Source organism: Pseudoalteromonas shioyasakiensis, from assembly GCF_022398475.1.
GTDB lineage: Bacteria > Pseudomonadota > Gammaproteobacteria > Enterobacterales > Alteromonadaceae > Pseudoalteromonas.
In genome coordinates this window covers 1-19,449 of record NZ_JAKEVM010000088.1, presented here as the reverse complement: position 1 = coordinate 19,449, position 19,449 = coordinate 1, and the positions used below count along the sequence as shown (strand labels likewise).

Annotated in this window: 21 protein-coding genes; 10 read left to right on the top strand and 11 right to left on the bottom strand. The window is 40.6% G+C overall.

Annotated elements, in window-relative coordinates:
* The 3 genes from folP to rlmE all read right to left on the bottom strand — a co-directional run.
* On the bottom strand, nt 1–626 hold a 626-nt coding region (folP, locus tag L1D51_RS14540), incomplete at its 3' end, for a dihydropteroate synthase (protein WP_239963981.1).
* Between the two features lie 128 nt (nt 627–754).
* Nucleotides 755–2,695, bottom strand: a complete 1,941-nt coding sequence (gene ftsH, locus L1D51_RS14535) for an ATP-dependent zinc metalloprotease FtsH (protein WP_054561861.1) — start codon at nt 2,693–2,695, stop codon at nt 755–757.
* A gap of 66 nt (nt 2,696–2,761) precedes the next feature.
* Nucleotides 2,762–3,391: a 23S rRNA (uridine(2552)-2'-O)-methyltransferase RlmE gene (rlmE, locus tag L1D51_RS14530; protein WP_054551703.1), complete on the bottom strand. Its 630-nt coding sequence runs from the start codon at nt 3,389–3,391 to the stop codon at nt 2,762–2,764.
* A gap of 89 nt (nt 3,392–3,480) precedes the next feature.
* Here rlmE and yhbY point away from each other — a divergent pair, with 89 nt between their 5' ends.
* The gene (gene yhbY / locus L1D51_RS14525) at nt 3,481–3,777 is read left to right on the top strand and encodes a ribosome assembly RNA-binding protein YhbY (protein WP_054562018.1); all 297 of its coding nucleotides are present in this window, start codon (nt 3,481–3,483) and stop codon (nt 3,775–3,777) included.
* Between the two features lie 105 nt (nt 3,778–3,882).
* On the opposite strand, the gene L1D51_RS14520 is transcribed toward yhbY, so the two are convergent.
* The gene (locus L1D51_RS14520) at nt 3,883–5,031 is read right to left on the bottom strand and encodes a serine hydrolase domain-containing protein (protein ID WP_239963980.1); all 1,149 of its coding nucleotides are present in this window, start codon (nt 5,029–5,031) and stop codon (nt 3,883–3,885) included.
* A gap of 115 nt (nt 5,032–5,146) precedes the next feature.
* Between L1D51_RS14520 and L1D51_RS14515 the strand changes: the two genes are divergently transcribed.
* From L1D51_RS14515 to L1D51_RS14490, 6 genes are all read left to right on the top strand, one after another.
* Complete coding sequence (locus L1D51_RS14515; protein WP_054561863.1) at nt 5,147–5,953, top strand: hypothetical protein; 807 nt, start codon at nt 5,147–5,149, stop codon at nt 5,951–5,953.
* A gap of 166 nt (nt 5,954–6,119) precedes the next feature.
* Nucleotides 6,120–6,959: a MipA/OmpV family protein gene (locus L1D51_RS14510; RefSeq protein WP_054561864.1), complete on the top strand. Its 840-nt coding sequence runs from the start codon at nt 6,120–6,122 to the stop codon at nt 6,957–6,959.
* Nucleotides 6,949–7,350: a DUF3019 domain-containing protein gene (locus L1D51_RS14505; protein ID WP_054561865.1), complete on the top strand. Its 402-nt coding sequence runs from the start codon at nt 6,949–6,951 to the stop codon at nt 7,348–7,350. The genes L1D51_RS14510 and L1D51_RS14505 overlap by 11 nt, the downstream gene beginning before the upstream one ends.
* A gap of 13 nt (nt 7,351–7,363) precedes the next feature.
* Nucleotides 7,364–8,071, top strand: a complete 708-nt coding sequence (locus L1D51_RS14500) for a response regulator (RefSeq protein WP_239963979.1) — start codon at nt 7,364–7,366, stop codon at nt 8,069–8,071.
* A 12-nt stretch (nt 8,072–8,083) separates the two neighbouring features.
* Entirely contained in the window at nt 8,084–9,373 is a 1,290-nt protein-coding gene (locus tag L1D51_RS14495; protein ID WP_239963978.1) for an ATP-binding protein, read from the top strand.
* Between the two features lie 173 nt (nt 9,374–9,546).
* Nucleotides 9,547–10,899: a sodium-dependent transporter gene (locus L1D51_RS14490; protein ID WP_055197004.1), complete on the top strand. Its 1,353-nt coding sequence runs from the start codon at nt 9,547–9,549 to the stop codon at nt 10,897–10,899.
* A 31-nt stretch (nt 10,900–10,930) separates the two neighbouring features.
* Here the strand turns inward: L1D51_RS14490 and L1D51_RS14485 are convergent, their stop codons facing one another.
* Both L1D51_RS14485 and L1D51_RS14480 read right to left on the bottom strand, forming a co-directional pair.
* Complete coding sequence (locus tag L1D51_RS14485) at nt 10,931–11,371, bottom strand: GNAT family N-acetyltransferase (RefSeq protein ID WP_425605549.1); 441 nt, start codon at nt 11,369–11,371, stop codon at nt 10,931–10,933.
* A gap of 66 nt (nt 11,372–11,437) precedes the next feature.
* Nucleotides 11,438–12,181, bottom strand: coding sequence for a sporulation protein (locus L1D51_RS14480; protein ID WP_054561870.1), 744 nt, complete (start codon nt 12,179–12,181; stop codon nt 11,438–11,440).
* A 221-nt stretch (nt 12,182–12,402) separates the two neighbouring features.
* Between L1D51_RS14480 and L1D51_RS14475 the strand changes: the two genes are divergently transcribed.
* From L1D51_RS14475 to L1D51_RS14465, 3 genes are all read left to right on the top strand, one after another.
* The gene (locus L1D51_RS14475) at nt 12,403–13,974 is read left to right on the top strand and encodes a cation:proton antiporter family protein (RefSeq protein WP_054561871.1); all 1,572 of its coding nucleotides are present in this window, start codon (nt 12,403–12,405) and stop codon (nt 13,972–13,974) included.
* Nucleotides 13,975–14,259: 285 nt separating this feature from the next.
* Entirely contained in the window at nt 14,260–14,541 is a 282-nt protein-coding gene (locus L1D51_RS14470) for a hypothetical protein (protein ID WP_054561872.1), read from the top strand.
* Between the two features lie 133 nt (nt 14,542–14,674).
* Nucleotides 14,675–14,890, top strand: coding sequence for a DUF3820 family protein (locus tag L1D51_RS14465; RefSeq protein ID WP_054561873.1), 216 nt, complete (start codon nt 14,675–14,677; stop codon nt 14,888–14,890).
* 112 nt (nt 14,891–15,002) lie between these two features.
* On the opposite strand, the gene L1D51_RS14460 is transcribed toward L1D51_RS14465, so the two are convergent.
* The 5 genes from L1D51_RS14460 to L1D51_RS14440 all read right to left on the bottom strand — a co-directional run bounded on the left by L1D51_RS14460 (nt 15,003) and on the right by L1D51_RS14440 (nt 19,330).
* The gene (locus L1D51_RS14460) at nt 15,003–16,250 is read right to left on the bottom strand and encodes an ATP-binding protein (RefSeq protein WP_239963976.1); all 1,248 of its coding nucleotides are present in this window, start codon (nt 16,248–16,250) and stop codon (nt 15,003–15,005) included.
* A gap of 6 nt (nt 16,251–16,256) precedes the next feature.
* Nucleotides 16,257–16,949 carry a response regulator gene (locus tag L1D51_RS14455; protein WP_054562019.1) on the bottom strand — a complete coding sequence of 231 codons (693 nt, stop codon included), beginning with the start codon at nt 16,947–16,949 and terminating at the stop codon, nt 16,257–16,259.
* A 14-nt stretch (nt 16,950–16,963) separates the two neighbouring features.
* Complete coding sequence (locus L1D51_RS14450) at nt 16,964–17,350, bottom strand: DUF3019 domain-containing protein (RefSeq protein WP_054561875.1); 387 nt, start codon at nt 17,348–17,350, stop codon at nt 16,964–16,966.
* Between the two features lies 1 nt (nt 17,351).
* The gene (locus L1D51_RS14445) at nt 17,352–18,236 is read right to left on the bottom strand and encodes a MipA/OmpV family protein (RefSeq protein WP_486660002.1); all 885 of its coding nucleotides are present in this window, start codon (nt 18,234–18,236) and stop codon (nt 17,352–17,354) included.
* A gap of 116 nt (nt 18,237–18,352) precedes the next feature.
* Nucleotides 18,353–19,330 (bottom strand): GGDEF domain-containing protein, encoded by a 978-nt coding sequence (locus tag L1D51_RS14440; RefSeq protein WP_239963975.1) that lies wholly within the window; start codon nt 19,328–19,330, stop codon nt 18,353–18,355.
* Nucleotides 19,331–19,449 lie beyond the last annotated feature (119 nt).

Sequence of the window (19,449 nt, the reverse complement as noted above, 5' to 3'; positions counted from 1 at the left end):
ATATTAAACTCTTTAAGTATTTGATAATTATGAGCCAAAGTCTTACCAAAGCCAAAGCCCGGGTCTAAAATAATACGTTGTTGCTGAATGCCCGCTTGCTCACACACAGCTAAACGCTCTGCAAAGAACTCATTAATATCATTAAACAAGTCATTATAATGCGGGTTACTTTGCATAGTGCGAGGCTGACCTTGCATATGCATTAAGCAAATTGCCACCTCTGGGTATTGTGCCAGTACCTCAATTGCACCAGGTTCTTGTAACGCTCTAACATCATTGATGATGTCAGCTCCTGCGATTATCGCTTGGCGCATTACTTCGCTCTTGCTGGTATCAATCGAAATAATACAATCACTGCTTGCTCTAAGCGCTTTAACTAAAGGAATAACGCGTTCAAGCTCATCTTCAAGAGATACATCAGGTGCCCCTGGGCGGGTAGACTCACCACCTATATCAATTATTTTTGCGCCTTGATTTAATAACGCATGAGCTTGTTTGACAGCGCTGTCTAGCTGGCAATAACTACCGCCATCAGAGAATGAATCTGGAGTGACATTTAAAATCCCCATCACCACTGGGGAATCGAGGTGTAATGTGCGACCTCGAGGTAAGTTAAGAACGGTCATTGAACACCTATGCTATAAATTAGCGTCAATTGCGCATTTATTATTCTAGATAACAGTTTGAAAATTGCGCATTTTTTGAAATAAAAAAGCCCCGACTAGCGGGGCCTTTCTGTGTCTAATTGTACCGACTATTCGGCTTTGTCATCAACATTTGTTTTTGTTTCTGATGATTCTTCTGGCTCTTTTGTGTCGTTTTCGACAACTTTTGCAGCAGAAGGAGCTGGCTTTTTATCATCTGAACGGCGGTCATGAACATCACGTGGCTCACGTACAGGCTGACGTGCCATTAAGTCATCAATTTGACCCGCATCAATCGTCTCGTACTTCATAAGTGCATCTTTCATCGCATGTAAGATATCAATGTTATCTTTAAGGATTTGCTCTGCACGTTGGTAGTTACGATCTGAGAATAAACGAACTTCTGTGTCGATCACTTTTGCAGTTTCATCAGACATGCTCATAGCACGGCTACCGCCGCCACCCATGTACATTTCGTTTTGATCTTCAGCGTAAAGTAATGGACCTAGTTTTTCACTTAGACCCCATTGAGTAACCATTTTACGAGCAATATCGGTTGCACGTTCAATATCGTTACTTGCACCGGTTGTCACTTTATCTTCACCATAGATCAGTGCTTCTGCTATACGACCACCGTAAAGGCTAGAGATCATTGACTCTAATAGCTCTTTAGAGTGGCTCACACGGTCTTGCTCAGGCAGGTACATAGTGACACCAAGTGCACGACCACGAGGAATGATAGACACTTTATAAACTGGATCATGTTCAGGTACCATGCGACCAACAATCGCGTGACCCGCTTCATGGTAAGCAGTCATTTCTTTTTCCTGCTCACTCATCACCATGGTCTTGCGCTCTGCACCCATCATGATTTTATCTTTTGCAGCGTCAAACTCTGCCATGCTTACTACACGTTTGTTACCACGAGCTGCGTATAACGCGGCTTCGTTAACTAAGTTTGCAAGGTCAGCACCAGAGAAACCTGGCGTACCACGTGCAATAACTGCGGCTTCTACGTTGTCGCCTAGTGGCACTTTACGCATGTGAACTTTAAGAATTTGTTCACGACCACGAATATCAGGAAGTCCAACAACAACTTGACGGTCAAAACGACCAGGACGTAATAACGCAGGGTCTAATACATCTGGGCGGTTCGTTGCAGCGATAACGATAATACCTTCGTTACCTTCAAAGCCGTCCATTTCAACAAGCATTTGGTTAAGTGTTTGCTCACGCTCATCGTGACCACCACCCATACCAGCGCCACGTTTACGGCCTACTGCATCGATTTCATCTATAAAGATGATACAAGGTGCTGCTTTTTTCGCTTGCTCGAACATGTCACGTACACGTGAAGCACCAACACCTACAAACATTTCTACGAAATCAGAACCTGAAATTGTGAAAAACGGCACTTTAGCTTCACCAGCTACTGCTTTAGCAAGTAACGTTTTACCCGTACCTGGAGGACCAACCATCAACACGCCTTTCGGGATGCTACCACCTAGCTTTTGGAATTTTGATGGGTCACGTAAGAAGTCAACCAGCTCAGTTACATCTTCTTTCGCTTCGTCACAACCAGCAACATCAGCAAACGTCGTTTTAACTTGGTCTTCACTCATCAGGCGCGCTTTACTCTTACCGAAAGACATCGCGCCTTTACCGCCACCACCTTGCATTTGACGCATGAAGAAAATCCACACACCAATAAGCAGTAACATCGGGAACCAAGAGATTAAAATGCTGGCGAGGAATGACTGCTCTTCTGGCTTAACGCCTTTTACATTAACGTTGCTTTTTAAAAGATCATTCAAGATGTCTTTATCATACATTGGCATGATGGTTTGAAAGCGCTCACCATTTGTTTTAGTACCAGTAATCGTACCTGTGGTGCTTTCAATTGAGACTTCTTGGATAGCGCCACTACGAGCGTCGCTAACAAATTGAGTGTAACTTGTTTGGCGATCTGCCTGATCACCACCATTAAAGCTCTGAAACACTGACATTAGCACTACTGCAATGACCAGCCAGAGTATTAGATTTTTCGCCATATCGCTCAAGGAGTTAACCTCTTGTATCCAATTAATTTAAATTCAACTTAACGCAGCACAACTGTACTACAGTTTGTAGCCTGTCGCCACTATATAAACTTCCCGAGAACGGGCGCGTGATGCATCGGGCTTTCTAATTTTAACCGCTTTAAAGCTATTACGTACTTCCTGCAAGTATTGATCAAATCCTTCGCCTTGGAAGACTTTGACACAAAATGCGCCATTTTTCTTTAAAACTTGGTGGCACATATCTAATGCCAACTCAACTAAGTACATACTACCAGCTTGGTCAACAGATGTATTGCCGCTCATATTGGGTGCCATATCAGAAAAAACTACATCAACATTTTTTCCATCAATACGGGTCAATAGTGCATCAAGTACCGCTTCTTCACGAAAGTCGCCTTGTAAGAAGTCAACACCTGCTAAGGAATCCATAGGTAAGATATCACAAGCAATTACTTGACCTTTATCACCTACTTTTTCTGCTAAATATTGCGACCAACTACCTGGCGCAGCACCTAAATCAACCACCGTCATCGATGGTTTGATTAATTTATCTTTGTTTTGAATTTCGTCTAATTTGAATACCGCACGAGAACGCCAACCTTTCTTTTGCGCTTCGTGAACATAAGGATCGTCGAAATGTTCTTTCAGCCAACGCTTAGAACTGGCTGAATGTTTTTTATTTGCCATAAAATTAATACGTAACTAATTAGTAATATTCTCTAGATGGCGTTAGAATACCCTTAATTCAAGCCATATTCAGCAAAATTTGTAACATGATGAAATTATCGAACAAACAAAAGCAGTTTTTAAAAGGCCAAGCGCACAGTTTAAAACCTGTTGTATTACTTGGTGCAAACGGATTAACCGAAGGCGTTTTAGTTGAAATTGAAAGCGCCCTAGAAATTCATGAACTAATCAAAGTTAAAGTTCCTACAGATGAACGTGAAACTAAAACATTGATTTTTGACGCAATTGTTCGCGAGACAGGCGCAATAAAACTACAAACAATTGGCCATACAATTGTATTGTATCGCCAAAGCGAAGAGAAAAAGATTCAATTACCACGCGGTTAATCCTGCCTTGTGAAATTTCGAATCAGAAAAAGCCAGCAAATATGCTGGCTTTTTTGTAGGCAGAAATAATTTTGCATTAATTTGTAACTAAACTTTTTAGCTAGGCTATTTTTGCTCTCGCGTGTATTTAAGAACCCGATTAATAAACTCGGTAGTTAATTCATTAATTAACCCTGTTTCTGCATTGAGAACTAAGCTAAACCCTATGTTTAGATGCGGGAATACTACAATATCGCTGCGATAGCCTTGAACCCAACCACTGTGGTAATAAAGTACTTCATCATCATAGTTGTAAACACGCCAACCCAATCCATAGTAAGCATCTTTAACATGGCTTCGCCAAACTCGGCGACGAGTTTCTTTTTTAGTATGTGTATAAGGACGGGTTTGTTTGATCAATGCTTCGAGTGGTAATACATCTGGGTATTGTCCTAGCTGCGCATTTAACCAAATAGCCATGTCATTTGCGCTGGCGTTTACACCTGCAGCTGCAGGCACTTTATAGTAATTTTTCTTTAAACGAGATGTATACCAACGCTTTCTACCGCGTACATGAGGGTGAGCATAGTTGTTGTCTTTAACCATCCCCTCAAAACCAACACTGGCATCCACCATTTTTAAAGGTGCAAAGATATATTCTGAAATCCAATGTGAGTAGTCCATCTGTGTTGATTGATAAATCACTGAGTCAATCAAACTAAACATCACATTTTGATAGCCGTAGCACTCGCTTGGTTTGCAGATAGGCTCAACAGTCAATAGCCGCTCGACAATATCTGGGTAACTCATACGCGACTCAATTAGGTTATCGTATGCATTAGGTACTAGGCCACTAGAATGACTAAGGATATGATAAATTTTTAAGTCATCTTTGTAAGCAGTATTAGAAAAAGCAGGAATAAACTTACTTATTGGGTCATCAATATTAAACTCCCCTTGCGCTGCAAGTTTAGCAGTTAATGAGCCCGCAAAGGTTTTAGAGACTGATGCCAATCGAAAGCGGGTATGTTTATCGACTTTACGACCTTTTTCTATTTTTGTTCGACCAATACCATTAATAAAATCATCATGACCAATATTTACAATCGCCAATGAACCACCTGGTATCCCTTTACTTTTTAATTTTCGGGTAAGGTGTTTATTATAATCAGCAACGAAAGTTTGCCATTGCTTATCACTCGAAGCAGCTTCTCCGCTAACAAAAAGCAGTAAAAAAGAAAAAAGAAAGGGAATTAAAGTTAAGCTGTACTTCATTATTTATTTTTTTAAGTCTGTTTAGGAAGTTTCTTATAACATAATATCATGAACTTTTGCCTCGACTAACGTACAATACGCTTAATCTTAAATATTTATGGGTAGATTAATCTTTATGCGCTTACTTGTAGTTTTGTTTTTTACTTTAATTTCAGCTGGTTGTGCCCTTAAACCTGAACCTGCGCCATTACTTTCGATGCCAAAGAAACCAAGCTTACAAAGCCAACGCTTTCAAGTAGAGTATCAAACAGAGCATGCAGCTCCTAAAGTGAAGTCAGTACAGTTGCCTGCACATGCAGTTAGTAAAAACCAAACTGTGGTGATAGTTGCCGACAAAACCAGTGTGACAGATACACTTTATACGCAACTGACTGAAGCACTTACAGCCAAACAATTAAAGGTTGTAGAAGATGGCACTCAAGCAGATTACACCCTATCTATTCACCAGCTTGACCTTGAACTGATTGAAGACACAGAATATCAATTAGTCAAACCAGAAAAGCCTCTGCCTTTATTTGATGAAGTTGCAAAACAGTTTCCAGTTCAGCAATGTGCGACTATTTTAGGTCAAGTAAGCATGCGCTTAACTCACAAGAAAACCGGTGATGTTGTGTGGTTTGCAAAGTCATCAATTGACAGCGCAAGCTTTCACCGTGAACCCCTAATTTATAGCTTTGTACAACAGCAAGTAATCAAGAATGAGCTTGAAGTAGCGAGCTTTGTGCACGAGCAAAACTCGGAACAAGCTCGCATGGCGCGAATTAATCAAGAAGTGACGATTCCTGCTTATCAAACTATCACGCAAATGACCGCCTTAAAAAAAGAGCAAGGCCCGTGTAACCGTACAGAAATTAGTGCACTTACACCTATGATGCAGTACTACCTGAGCAGCATTTTAATCGATAAAATTAAAGTTCAGTAACTAACTTTTGCTGTTTGTCTGCCCATAGGCAAACAGCTTCCCTCCTTGAATTTGCAACACTTTCTTACACTTGCAATTTCTATTACTACATTTTTTTACAGATTACAGGAACTCCTTAACAATATACTATAAGCTATTACCCTTTCTCACAGACAAGGAAGCAACATTGCGAGCTTACAGTGCCCTATTATTGATATGTTTAACCTTGCTTAGTACCACAAGCCAAGCAAGTAACCGCTATTATGCAGACAATACTTTAGAGCCAAGCCAAGGCTTTGCATGGGACTGGGGCATTGGTTTAGGTTACTACATTGAAGATTCTTACCTTGTAGGCATGGACTCTTACAATGATGGCATAGAGCCAGACGTACACCTCGCAGTTTCTTACGACAGCTTTTACCTCGATTACGACCAAAGCCAACTTAGCGGCGGTTTAACATTAGGTTACAGCGTTATCGATAAATTTGAATGGGGCTTAGATATTGTCGGCACCAACATTCAATCTGGCTTTGATGAAACAGGCTTAAATATTTATGGTAACGAAGTAATTAAAGAGCTTGAAGGGATCAGAACACGCGACTACGACTTTGATGTAGGTCTTCGCCTATCACGTCGCTTTGAAAACTCGCAAATTTCATTTGAATACCTGCATGATATATCAGGTGCGCATAATGGCTGGGTAATGAATTCGTTTTTTAGTCAGATCATTCCTTGGCGAAATTGGGAGTTTCGCTCTGGCGTTGGCTTAAGTGCCTACTCAGCAGACTTTACAAATTACTACTTTGGCATTTCAGAAGCTGAAGCGCTCGAAACTCGCCCTGTATATAACCCAGATACCTCTTACAGCCTTATTTTTGAATTTCATGCAGAATACCCAATTAACAGACATTGGGTGTTTTTAACTGGTTGGTTATCGACTTGGTTTTCAAACGATATTCACCAAAGCCCTATTATTTCTCAAGAGTATCAGCATAAAGCCAAGGTAGGCGTGCGTTATGTTTTCTAAGTATTACTTGTGCTTTACCTTATTACTGTCAGGGCCATTACTCGCTGAGCAGCAATCTGTAGGCAAGAAAGATATTGAAAATGCGTTAGTTGCCCTGCCCGACACTTGCGTAGCGCTGCGTGAAGGTAGGAATTGCTACGCTGAAGTTGATTTAACATGGCATCAGCAGCAAGTTGGTAATTACTGCTTACGTAATGCGCAAAGCAAGCACATTATTCAGTGCTGGTTGATGCAACAAAAGGGCTTATTTAGATACCAATTTGATTCAGCAGAAACCATAGGTTTTGAACTTATAAGCAGTGATAACGGTAAGGTTGTCGCAAGTACTGAAATACAATTACAGTGGGTCTATCAAAATCGTCAGAAGAAACGTCGTTGGCGACTGTTCTAAGCAGGAGTAAATAATGGAACATTACGGAACTATCTTATTAGTAGAAGATGATATTTCTCTCGCCAATTGGGTTGCGGAATATTTAATTGAACAAGGCTATCAAACAACAATATGCCAACGTGGCGACCAAGTGGTTGAACAGGTGCGTAAAACAAACCCTGACTTAGTTTTGTTAGATATTATGCTGCCTGGTCAAGACGGTATTAGTGTGTGCCGTGATTTAAGACAGTTTTATCAGGCCCCGATTATTATGCTCACCGCACGTGATGATGAACTGGATGAAGTGATTGGCCTTGAAGTTGGTGCCAGTGATTACATGATGAAACCCGTTCGCCCTCGCGCTTTATTAGCACGTATAAAAGCAGCACTTCGCTCTAAATCAGATACACAAGAATCAAGCACAAGCTCTGAGCTTATTAATGTGGGTAAGTTATCAATCAATACTGAGTCACGTACCGTTTACTTTAATAATGATGAGGTTCATATCTCAAGCGCTGAGTACCTACTACTGCATTATTTAGCAAGTAATGCAGGTCAAGTGGTTTCACGTGATGCAGTGTTTAAGGCAACGAAAGGGCGCGAATATGATGGCTTAGACAGAAGTGTGGATGTGCTGATTTCATCATTACGTAAAAAATTTAATGATGACCCTCAGCACCCTGAAAAAATTAAAACTATCTGGGGCAAAGGCTATTTACTTGTTGCCACCGCTTGGCAATAACGACTCGCGCCTGTGAAAAAGTTTTATATCTCACTCCTTGGCAGTGCCCTGCTTTCAATCATCGTGTTGGGTTGGCTAATTGATGCTTTTAGCCAACAAACCCAAGCACCTCAGGATGTGTTTTCTAGCGAAACACAAATGATTAAAGGCTTTGCAAAGCAACTCGCTAAGTATGATGCTAAAGAGCGTGAGCAAGCTATTGCGGATATTAACCAAAACTTTGCTGTGCAACTAGAGTATCGCCCTACACAGTCGCTTGCGCTACCTCATTCATTGTTAACACAAATAACCCAACCTAGTGGCCTTATCCTCGAAGATCAGCAAGGATACTATTTACTTTACAGTGAAGCAGCTTTAGGCACACACCACTTAAAAATGCGTTTAGATAAAGACTTAACACACGAGCAAGGCAACGATGTATTACTGACCTTGTTATTCTACGCTGGGTTATGCGTATTTATGGGCTTTATCATTGCGCCACTGGCCAAGCGTTTAACGGTATTAAACGAAGCGGCACAACGCTTTGCTAAAGGTGATTTAAAAAGCCGTATTCACTTATCTCACTTTACCTATATCAAAGATGTTGAGCTGACATTTAACCGTATGGCGAGTCAAATTGAAAAACTTCTTGATGAAAATAAGTTAATGGCATCAAGTTTATCTCACGATATTCGCACACCTATCGCCTGCTTAAGGTTTGGTCTCGAGGCAGCGCAAGACTGCCCTAATAACGAAAAGCGCCTTGAGTATCTTGCTCGAATGGAAAACGACTTAGATCAAATGGAGTCAATGCTAAAAAGTTACTTGGCATTTGCAACCCTTGAGCAAAAAGCGAATCAGTTGACCTTTAATCATTCTGATCTAGAAACCTATATTCTTACTTTAATTCATCAAATTGAGCCTAAGCTTGAACAACAAAGCTTGCGCATTAATCACCGAGTTGAAGGCGGTGATATTTGTGCTGATTTACACTGGTTAGCTCGGGCCATTGTTAATTTATTAAGTAATGCTTGCGACTTTGCTGAATCAGAAATTTTGCTCAGTGCAACCAGTACCAGTGAATCCGTCACCATAAAAATTGAAGATGACGGTCCGGGTGTCAGCGAACAAAACTGGCAAAAAGTATTTACTCCATTTTTCCAAGAACAAACACATCGTAACCGGGATGGCGAAAGCTACGGGCTTGGCCTTGCTATCGTTGCGAAAGTGGTTGATTGGCATCATGGTACGGTCGAAGTATCAAAAAGTAAGCAACTAGGTGGCGCGTGTTTTACTCTTTCAATTCAAAATAAAAGCCACTAAACATGTTTCATTTGTGCTAATTGTTTCGTATTGTAATGCGCAATTGCACGAAATCTACGCTGACAGCTCGCACATAACGAAGAACAACGAAAATGCGGATGATTAACCCTTTTTATTTAGCGTTAATTCAAGTAGATTGTCAGCGCCGTCACAAATAGAGAAGTAACAACAATATGAGCGCATCACGTGGGGAGTTTAGCTCCCGCTTTGGATTTATTATGGCTGCAGCAGGCTCTGCTGTTGGCTTAGGAAATATTTGGGGTTTCCCTACACAAACTGCAAGTAATGGCGGTGCCGCATTTTTAGTGGCTTATTTAGTGTTAGCATTTTGTCTTGCTTATCCTGCTTTAATGGCTGAGTTAGTCATTGGTCGTCATGGTCAAGCTAATGCCGTCACTTCACTTCGAAAAGTAACAAATCAAGCATGGCAAAAGAAGTTTGCCTTCATGGTAGGTTTTGGCGGTATTATTTGTGCGGGTTTAATTTTAAGCTTCTATGCTATCGTCGCAGGCTGGATGCTGAGTGCGACACTCGAACCCGTTGCGCAATTAGCGGGGCAAGAGCAAGCTGGCACTTGGCTTAGTGAGCAGTCACTATCAAGAAACCTTTTATTCACTGCCGCATTTATTATTTTAACTGTTGCGATTATCTCTAAAGGCGTCGAAAACGGCATTGAAAAATGGTCTAAGCGCTTAATGCCTGCCCTGTTAGGCATTTTATTTATGCTAATTATCTATGTAATGACTCAAGATGGCGCAATGGAAGGCTTAAAAGCGTATTTAGTGCCAGACTTTTCATCGATTTTAAACCCTGAGTTATTAGTGAATGCGTTAGGACAAGCATTTTTCTCATTATCGCTTGGTACCAGCGTAATGATCATCTATGGCTCATACATCAGCAAGAAAGAGAACTTAGTATCGTTAGGCGCTTATGTGACTTTAATCGATGTGTTCATTGCCTTTGTAGCCGGTTTACTCATTATTCCTGCAATGTATGTAGCACAGGCACAAGGCGTACAAATTTTTTCAGCCGAGGGTGCACTACTTTCTGAAGATACCTTAGTATTCCAAGTTCTTCCGGCACTTTTCACTAGCATGGGTGATGTGGGTATTTTTGTTGGCTTTGCTTTTTTCGCGTTAATGAGTATTGCAGCGTTAACCTCATCGATTTCGATGCTAGAAGCACCAGTTTCCTATGCTGTTGAACGCTTTGCGTTAAAGCGTGTGCAAGCAACATGGATCATTGGCGGTATTATTGCGCTCATTAGTTTTACAATTGTCTTTAACTTAGGCACCTTGTTTGGCTTTGTGATCACCTTAACCACTAAGATTGGTCAACCAATTCTAGGCTTAATGTGTTGTATTTTTGTCGGTTGGATTTGGCATCGCGCGTCACTGCTAAAAGAAATTCAACAAGGATGCCCTGAAGCTGCCAATAGCTTCTTCTGGAAAGTATGGCCATGGTATATCAAGTTTATTTGCCCACTAGCCATATCACTGGTATTTGCCAACTCTCTGTTAAGCTAACAAATGTTTATGTTTGAAGTGGCCATTTAGGCTACTTCAAACACATATCTTGATGTGGAATGCCATCTTCTAGGTAATCATCGCCCACATTTTCAAAACCAAATTGCTGATAAAACCCTGTTAAATAACACTGAGCACCAATCATAATCGCTTTGTCAGGCCAATGCTCTTTACATGTGTCTATCGCAGTTTGCACCAACTTACTCGCCAAACCTTCACCACGAAATTGCTTTGCTACCAGCACACGACCAAATGCGCTAAATTGCTCACTCTTTTTATAGCATCGTGCATAGGCTGCCACTTGCTGACCTTTAAATAAGAACACGTGCTGGGTCAGTTCATTGTTATCCACTTCGTCAATTTCTGGGTAAGGGCAAGTTTGCTCTACTACAAATACATCAACCCGCGCCCGTAAAATGGCAAATAACTCATCTTTACTGAGTTCGCTATAACTTTTAACAGAAAACATAATGCTCCTTTATGAAGACAAAAAACCCAGCCGTAGCTGGGTTTTAACTAGCTATTTAGTCGTTAATCTTTAAGCAAATAATCGTTCTAGCTGATCACACAGCTGCGACAGATTTACATGATCATGCTCAATGGTTAAATCGACATAACCATCCCCTCTAAAGGCACGATCAAGTTCAATGAGTACATGAGTTTTGTGCGCTTCAGGCACAAATGACAACTCTATCTCTTGTAGACCAAATAGGCTTCGGCTATTTGGGCGATACTCTAGCTCTTGATAACAACCCGAATGTGATTGGAATGTTGGCGCTCTCAAGAAGCCTTTTTCAACATCCGCTTTTACTAAGCTAAAGCCAAGTCTATCCATCGCTTCCATTAACGTGCTTACAGCATCATTTGGATAAATGTGAAGTGCATCACGATCTGTTGGATCAAGGGCTAAATCGATATCTAAACCGGTTTCAAGCCACACATGTGATTGATTATAGCCAGCGTTAATTTCGGTGATCGGAGTTTCTGAATGCAGTCGCGCTTCAAATGGAATATGTTTTTCTGCACCTGCTGCAATCGTGCCGATATCTGTAATTCGCCACTTTTCAATTACATGGTTTGTAAAGTACTCACCATCTTCACCTTCGACTTTAACACGTGTCATCAGTGCTAAGTCTAAACCCGATATGTCTTGATCAACATCGCCGCCTTTAATAACAATAACGGCATTAAATTTTTGACCCGGTTGTAAATGCTCTGTCTCAAGTACAGTGTCAACTTTTGCTGCACCAATACCTACTGATGCAAGGATTTTCTTAAACATCTTTTCTCCTTAAGCCAGCTTATAACCTATGGCTTAAATTCCTTTGTTAATGCATCTTAACCACAATTAAAAGCTAATGTCAGCGAAAAAATGATGCTTTTGGTGGATTAATCAATAAATCATGTATAAGTGCTTATTTTTTGAACTCTCACTGTCTGATATTGTTTTCCAACAACAAATATTTCGCTACACTTCTAGCAAATGAAGTCAAAAGAAAAACTATGGAACTAATCTACTTTGCTACCGCGTTCGTTTGTGGCTTTGCTGTTTACCAGCTAAAGCTGCCTCCTCTTATCGGCTTTTTATTAGCGGGTTTTGCACTTAACCTATATGGATATAAGACAACCGAGCTGCTTAATACGTTGGCAAGCTTGGGAGTTACTTTGTTATTGTTTAGCATTGGTCTTAAGCTCAAAGTATCAAACTTAATGAAACCACAAGTTTGGGCGCCCGCCTCAATGCATATTGTTTTAAGCAGTACGCTCTTTAGTGGTTTTATGTTGTTGCTAGGAGCCCTTGCACTGCCTTTATTTAACGAACTTAGTTGGCAAAGTGCATTGTTAGTCGGTTTTGCCTTTAGCTTCTCGAGCACCGTATTTGCCGTAAAAGTGCTTGAAGAACGCGGTGAAATGGCAAGCCTCCATGGTAAAATCGCCATTGGTATCTTAGTTATGCAAGATATCTTTGCCGTTATATTCTTAGCCATCAGCACTGGTAAAGCCCCTAACATTTGGGCTTTGGCATTATTGGTTGGTTTACCTATTTTACGCCCTGTGATGTTTTGGGTATTAAATCGCTCAAAACACGGTGAGTTATTGCCCCTGTTTGGCTTTTTCTTTGCGCTAATTATTGGTTACCAAGCCTTCGAGTTTGCAGGCCTTAAAGGTGATTTAGGTGCGTTGATTATCGGTATGATGTTCGCGTCGCACAAAAAAGCCGGTGAATTATCAAAGTCACTGCTTAATTTAAAAGACGTGTTACTGGTTGGCTTTTTCTTAAATATTGGTTTGAATGCAGAGCTGACTAGCCATGCTGTGATTGTTGCACTCATTATTATTTTGGTTTTGCCTGTAAAAGTTGCACTTTATTATGTGCTGACAAACGCTTTCAAATTACGTGCTCGTACTTCACTATTAAGCGCGTTTAGCTTAGCTAACTACAGTGAATTTGGTTTGATTGTCTGCGCCGTTGCAGCCACCAGCAATCTAATCACGTCTGAATGGCTAGCTGTCATGGCTATCGCTGTGTCAATCACCTTTATACTCGCATCACCTTTAAATAAACGCTCGAATGAAGTGTATGTAAAAATTGAACATTGGTTGCTTAAATTTGAAAGTAACAGCCGTCTTGCAGAAGAGCTGCCAGTTAATCTAAATGACACTAAAATCGTGATCTTTGGTATGGGTCGAATTGGTACAGGTGCCTATGAAACAATCAGCCAAACTCACCCTAACCTTGTTGCTGGTATCGATATTAAGCCGGATGTTGTTGATAAGCATATTAAACGTGGCCGCAGAGTGTTACTTGCTGATGCCACTGACCCTGACTTTTGGCAGCGGGTAAACCACTCACATGTAGGTATGGTGATGCTTGCAATGCCAAAACACATGCAAAATATTTTTGCCTTAGAGCAACTGCGTGCTTCTGGTTATGAAGGTCAAGTTACAGCGATTGCAAACTATCCAGATCAGCAAAAAGAACTAGAGGATATGGGTGTCGATTCTACTTATAACTTCTATTTAGAAGCTGGTAGCGGCTTCGCAGAGCATGTAAAACAAAAACTTTTCTCTTAATGTAAAAAATAATTCTCGGTACCTTTTCATGGTACTGAGAATTATTTTCACTGTATTCAGTTAGTTGGCTAACTAGTTTTCACGACATATCAAATCAGTCCCTCTATTGGGTCAAGCTTATTTACAAAGCTTTACATCCAGATTAGCAATCAGGCTAAAAAAAAGAGTAGAATTAATTTCAAGATGCTTAGCTAAGTATCTATTTTTAACACAAAAAAGTTTAACAGTGTTGTGTATTACCGCTGTTTTTAATTCAGCACTGTTAGATGGATTGAGGTTGTTTAAATGAAAAATAAGTTTACCAACGAATTTTTAGCAAACACGGATGATGCACGTGCTGGGAAACTTTCAGATATTCAGCAGCAACTTGATGAGTTACAAAACAATGGCATGACTGCAATGGATATTAGAACAGTGCTATTCAACAAGATGCTCGATGTATATCAAGTACCAAGCGATCATTTTCTTCGTGATGGTGAAACACCAGAACGAATCGACGACCCAGCTATTGTCGTTAAGCTAAATAAACTTGGCTTTACGAAAAAGCGTCGTCACCAACTACACTAATACGCCGTAATTAGTGGTTGTTATTCTGAGGGCCTACATCCCTCACTAAATAGGCTGTTTCTTGCCCGTCACAGCCTATTTTCTCTCTCCTTTTTACCGTATCATCTAGCTTTAAAATTTCTTTGAGATAAAGATGGATTCAGCTCAACTCAAACGCGCCATAAATACTAAGATGCCATTTGGAAAGTATGCTGGTCGCCCTTTATTGTTGCTGCCAGAGCCTTATTTAGTCTGGTTTAAACAGCAAGGATTTCCTGATTCCCAGTTAGGCGCACAGCTGGCAATGATGTATGAAGTGAAGCTCAATGGCCTTGAAAAAATGCTAATGCCATTATTAGATGAAAAATAATTAAACTTTTTTCGAACTTTTATTTTTAAGTGCGGTCTATTACTTTGCTACTTGTTTATTTTTGGTTTTAATCTTTAAAAAGCGCCCTAGGCGCTTTTTTTATGCCTGCAATTTAAAGCGAGTTACTTTTAAACAAATGAATAGTAAATTTAGCTCCACCTAATGGTGAGTCACACACCTCAGACTGCCCTTGATGCCAACTAACAATTTTAGCAACAATCGCCAGACCTAACCCAAAACCACCGGTTTTCTTATCACGACTTTTATCTAAACGAGTGAATGGCTTAAAAATACTTTGCCACTCAGATTTAGCGATCCCTGGGCCGTCGTCTTCAACACTTATTTGTATCGAACCCCCTAAATCTTCAAGACTTACATGAATTTTATGGTTTGCGTATTTTTGTGCATTGCCTAATAGGTTTTGAATACAACGCGCCATAAAATGCTCGTCACACTCGTAGTAAAGCTGCTTGGGTGCAGTCAATGCTACCTCTATATCAGTAGCAAACTCGAGTTTATTCACCACACTATTGATAAGCGCTGTTAGGTCACAGGAACGGGGCTTTAAGCTTGGTTGGTGTGAATCAAGTCGTGCGTATTCAAGCATTTCTGACACCAGTGCTTCAAGCTCTGCAATATCAGCCTGCATGTTATCAATGTATGCATACGACTTTTCATTCTCGATTTGCTCTTCGAGCATGGCAACAGCAAACTTTAAACGCGCAAGGGGTGTTCTAAACTCATGAGAAACGGAAGAAGTTAGCTCTTGCTGCGCAGCCAGTAGATACTGAATACGTTCTTGCATCGCGTTTAGGGTATCAGTAATCGGCAGAAAAAATGATTTAGAGGCATCCTGAAGCTCAAAGTCTTGCGATCCTCCTACAGCTTCACAGGCAAGCGTCAATTTATTAAAGTCACGCCATAGCAATAGGCTCCAGAGTCCAATTGGTAGGCCAATCACAGTTAATAATAAAAAGTATGGCCAAACGGAGCTAAAGTTTGGATTTTCAACTGAAAGTGGGCCTACATGTAAAAGCTGAGTGTCATTAAGAGCTATGTACCAAACCACTTTTTGTTCTTGATTGAACAAATACAGGTAATGGTCATTGTTGAGCTGTGTTTTTAGGTCTTCAGGAAGTGCTAGATCGGTAAGATTAATTATCTCGCTTTCGAATTCTTGTTGGAGTGTCGCTAAGCCATTTTCAGTTTGGCTTAAGAACCACAGAGATTTACCAAATTCTTGGTCTAGGGCTATTTGCTGTTGCGTTTCTTCGTAGGGCCATAACTGCTCTATGACCCCACTAACTAGAAACAGAGAAACTATTATATAAAGATATAAGCTAGCAAATAGTTTCCCCATTAAAAATTACATATCCCATGCGTCAGATACAAAAAGGTAACCCTGTCCCCAAACTGTTTTAATTCGATATGGTTTATCACTGTTATCACCTAATTTCTTACGGATACGCGATACACGTACGTCAACGGTTCGGTCTAAACCATCATATTGACGACCAATCATGTGTTGATGAACATGCTCACGACTTAACACTTCACCAGCATTTGACGCAAGCAACCAAAGCAGCTCAAATTCATGAGAAGTCAGTGTAATTTCACTGCCTTTAAGTGTAACAATGCGGCTAGTTTTATCAATGGTTAAATCGCCAAAGCTAAGCTCTTCTGGCGCTTTGTTTGTAGCTTGACCGCGACGTAACAATGCATTGATACGTGCTAACAATACACGAGGTTCTGCAGGCTTAATTACATAATCATCTGCGCCAAGTTCAAGGCCAATCACTTGGTCAAAGTCCTCACCTTTAGCTGTCAGCATTAAGATAGGTAAGCTAAATTTATCACGTACCTGACGGCAAACGCTAAAGCCATCTTTACCCGGTAACATGACATCTAAAATCATTAAATCAACTGGGTTGTTTTCAAGGTATTCAAATACTTCGTCGCCGCGTTCAAGGACCGCAACATCCAACCCATTATGTTGAAGGTAATCACGTGTTAACTGCTGTAAGCCGAGATCATCTTCAACAAGTAAAATCTTTGCCATTGGTTGCTCCTGAATTAAAAAAAGCTCCACGGTGAGCGTAATCTACGCCTCGTTGTTTTTGCTTCGGTGCTTTGCACTTCGACTTTTGCGGTCGCAATTTTGCTCCCCGTGTGCGGATTGACTAAGGAGTATATTGTTTCAACCTGAACCCGCGCTTTATGGCTGTAAAGCCCTTTTTTACTGTCGTTCCAGCATTGAATTTGTTGGTTATTTTGAAACAAACACAGATCTTGAGGCAGCTGTGTTTGCCAGCTGATTTTTAACTCAAGATCACAAAATTCGTGCTGTTGTAATACAACACACACTTTTGGCGTGATATCAAACTGAGTCGCTTGCGCATGGCTTGGGGTAACCCAAATAACAGCAACAAACACACACAGACTAAAAACAAAATACTTCATATTAAAAAATATGATTGAATCCTATAAATGCAGTCATCGAGTACGTGTGTTCAAAAAGCGGACTGTCATCCACGGCTGAGTAGTCATAATATGCTAAATGAAAACGAAGAGAGTTAGCCTCACTCAGGGGCCAACGGGCGTCGATTTTAGCATAAGGTTGCCAACTACTGCCAACATCTATTTCCCCATATGAGGACTCTTTAGCCGATAAACCATAAAAATAATCATTTAGTCTGGCTGATTTGTACCAAACCCCTAAGCTAGGTGCGACAGATAGGTTTCCTATTCGGTGATGTGATTGCCATTGTAAAGCACTACGAAGGCCTTTATAAACGCCCGAAATATCGGCTAGTGCCTGTAAAGAAATCACATGATTATTATGAATATAGTGATAGCTTAAGCCAGCATCTAATGCCCATCGTCTCTTTTTAATATCGTTCGTAGATACTGACTTTTCTGCCAGTTCATTACTGGTGGTCGATTCAACAATAAAGCTATTCGATGTTTGCAGTGCGAAAACATTGCTAGGGTGAAAATCTATAAAGAAGCGAGTCTCAGGGTTGAACTCGGTTACGAAATTAACAACATGAGTATCGCTTTCTTGGAATGAATAACCTAAACGGCCATTATCAAAGAACCATTTTTCACCATAAAAAGCGATTTCAGGCAGCACAATTAATGGTAAGTTATCACCACCATGAAGAGGGTTCGTGATCACCCCAGCTCCCGTATTAATACTTAGGTGCCACTGCTGGGTATCGATCTGTTGATTTGCCACACGGCTTTCACGTTCAGTGCGCGTTGAGTCATCGGCGCTTGCTTGACTTACTAGCATGCCTATCAATACATAAACCGCTGCGCACATCCTGATCGTTTGTGTTTTCATTGTTATTTTACGACCAAAGGGGTTTTGCAATAAGAGCATAATATCAAGATGTGAACAAACTGTCGTTGCAAGGTTACAACTATTCACAAATTTGATACATATATCGGTTAAGTTTGTTACTCTTCGACGATTTCGATACGATTTCGGCCATGCTCTTTGGCTAAATAGAGTGCTTTATCGGCTTTTGCTATGAGTTGTTCTGGATTACTATTTTTAGCTTTTATAGCAATACCAAAGCTAGCAGTGACTTGGCTTAACACCTTATTAGATTTAGGCTCTTTAATCTGTAATTTAGCGACAGCATGACGCAGCTGCTGAGTAAAATTAGTCATGTCACTGATACTTGCAAACTGTGCGGTGAAACAAAACTCTTCACCACCATAACGATAGGCCTGACCAACACTAGATACATGTTTAAGTAGTTTTGCTGAAACTGCACGCAAAACTTGGTCTCCTTTTTGATGACCAAAAGTGTCGTTAAATTGTTTAAAGTGATCGATATCAACCATAGTAAGAACAGTGACTTCAGCTAAGTCATTGGTTTGACAAAACCGCGTGATATCTTCATCAAACTTACCGCGGTTATAAAGCCCAGTAAGCGGGTCTTTTTCGGCTTTACTTCTAGACCTGACAAGCTCTTGTTTTAATTCTGTAATTTCAGAGTAAGCCAGCGCAAGCTGATTTTGAAAATCTTGTGCACGACTTTGCAAAGCTGCCGACTCGTCACTTAAGCGCTCGACACAATCAAGTACATCATCAAAGCCCCTTTCCTGACTTATATCTGCACTAGTTAGTGTGTCACGGCATTCTTGCAAAGCTTGGTTGAATTCAGCTGAGTAACTAAGTGCCTCATTGATATCTTGATGCACTTTACCAACAACATCATTAAAGCCGCCAGATAGCTGATAAAATAGTGCCAAGTCGTCCCGAGATAAATACTTGTTGAAAAGGTGCTTTGCCTGCTCATGGCTACAGGTATTGTGCTTTTTAATAATACTATCAAGCTCTTCGTTTAAGTCTTGGTTCTTTTCGCTAACATAACAATACCAAAGCGCATAATTAAGCGGAGTAATTGGCATTTTGTACTTAACCATTAGAGGAATTGCGAGCTTCAGACAGTGGCTCGAGTAGCTTAAAGAGTGTTCGGCTTGCGCTGAAAGTATCATGAGTCTAGGCCATGAAGGTTTTATTATTTTAAAATACGGTATCAACC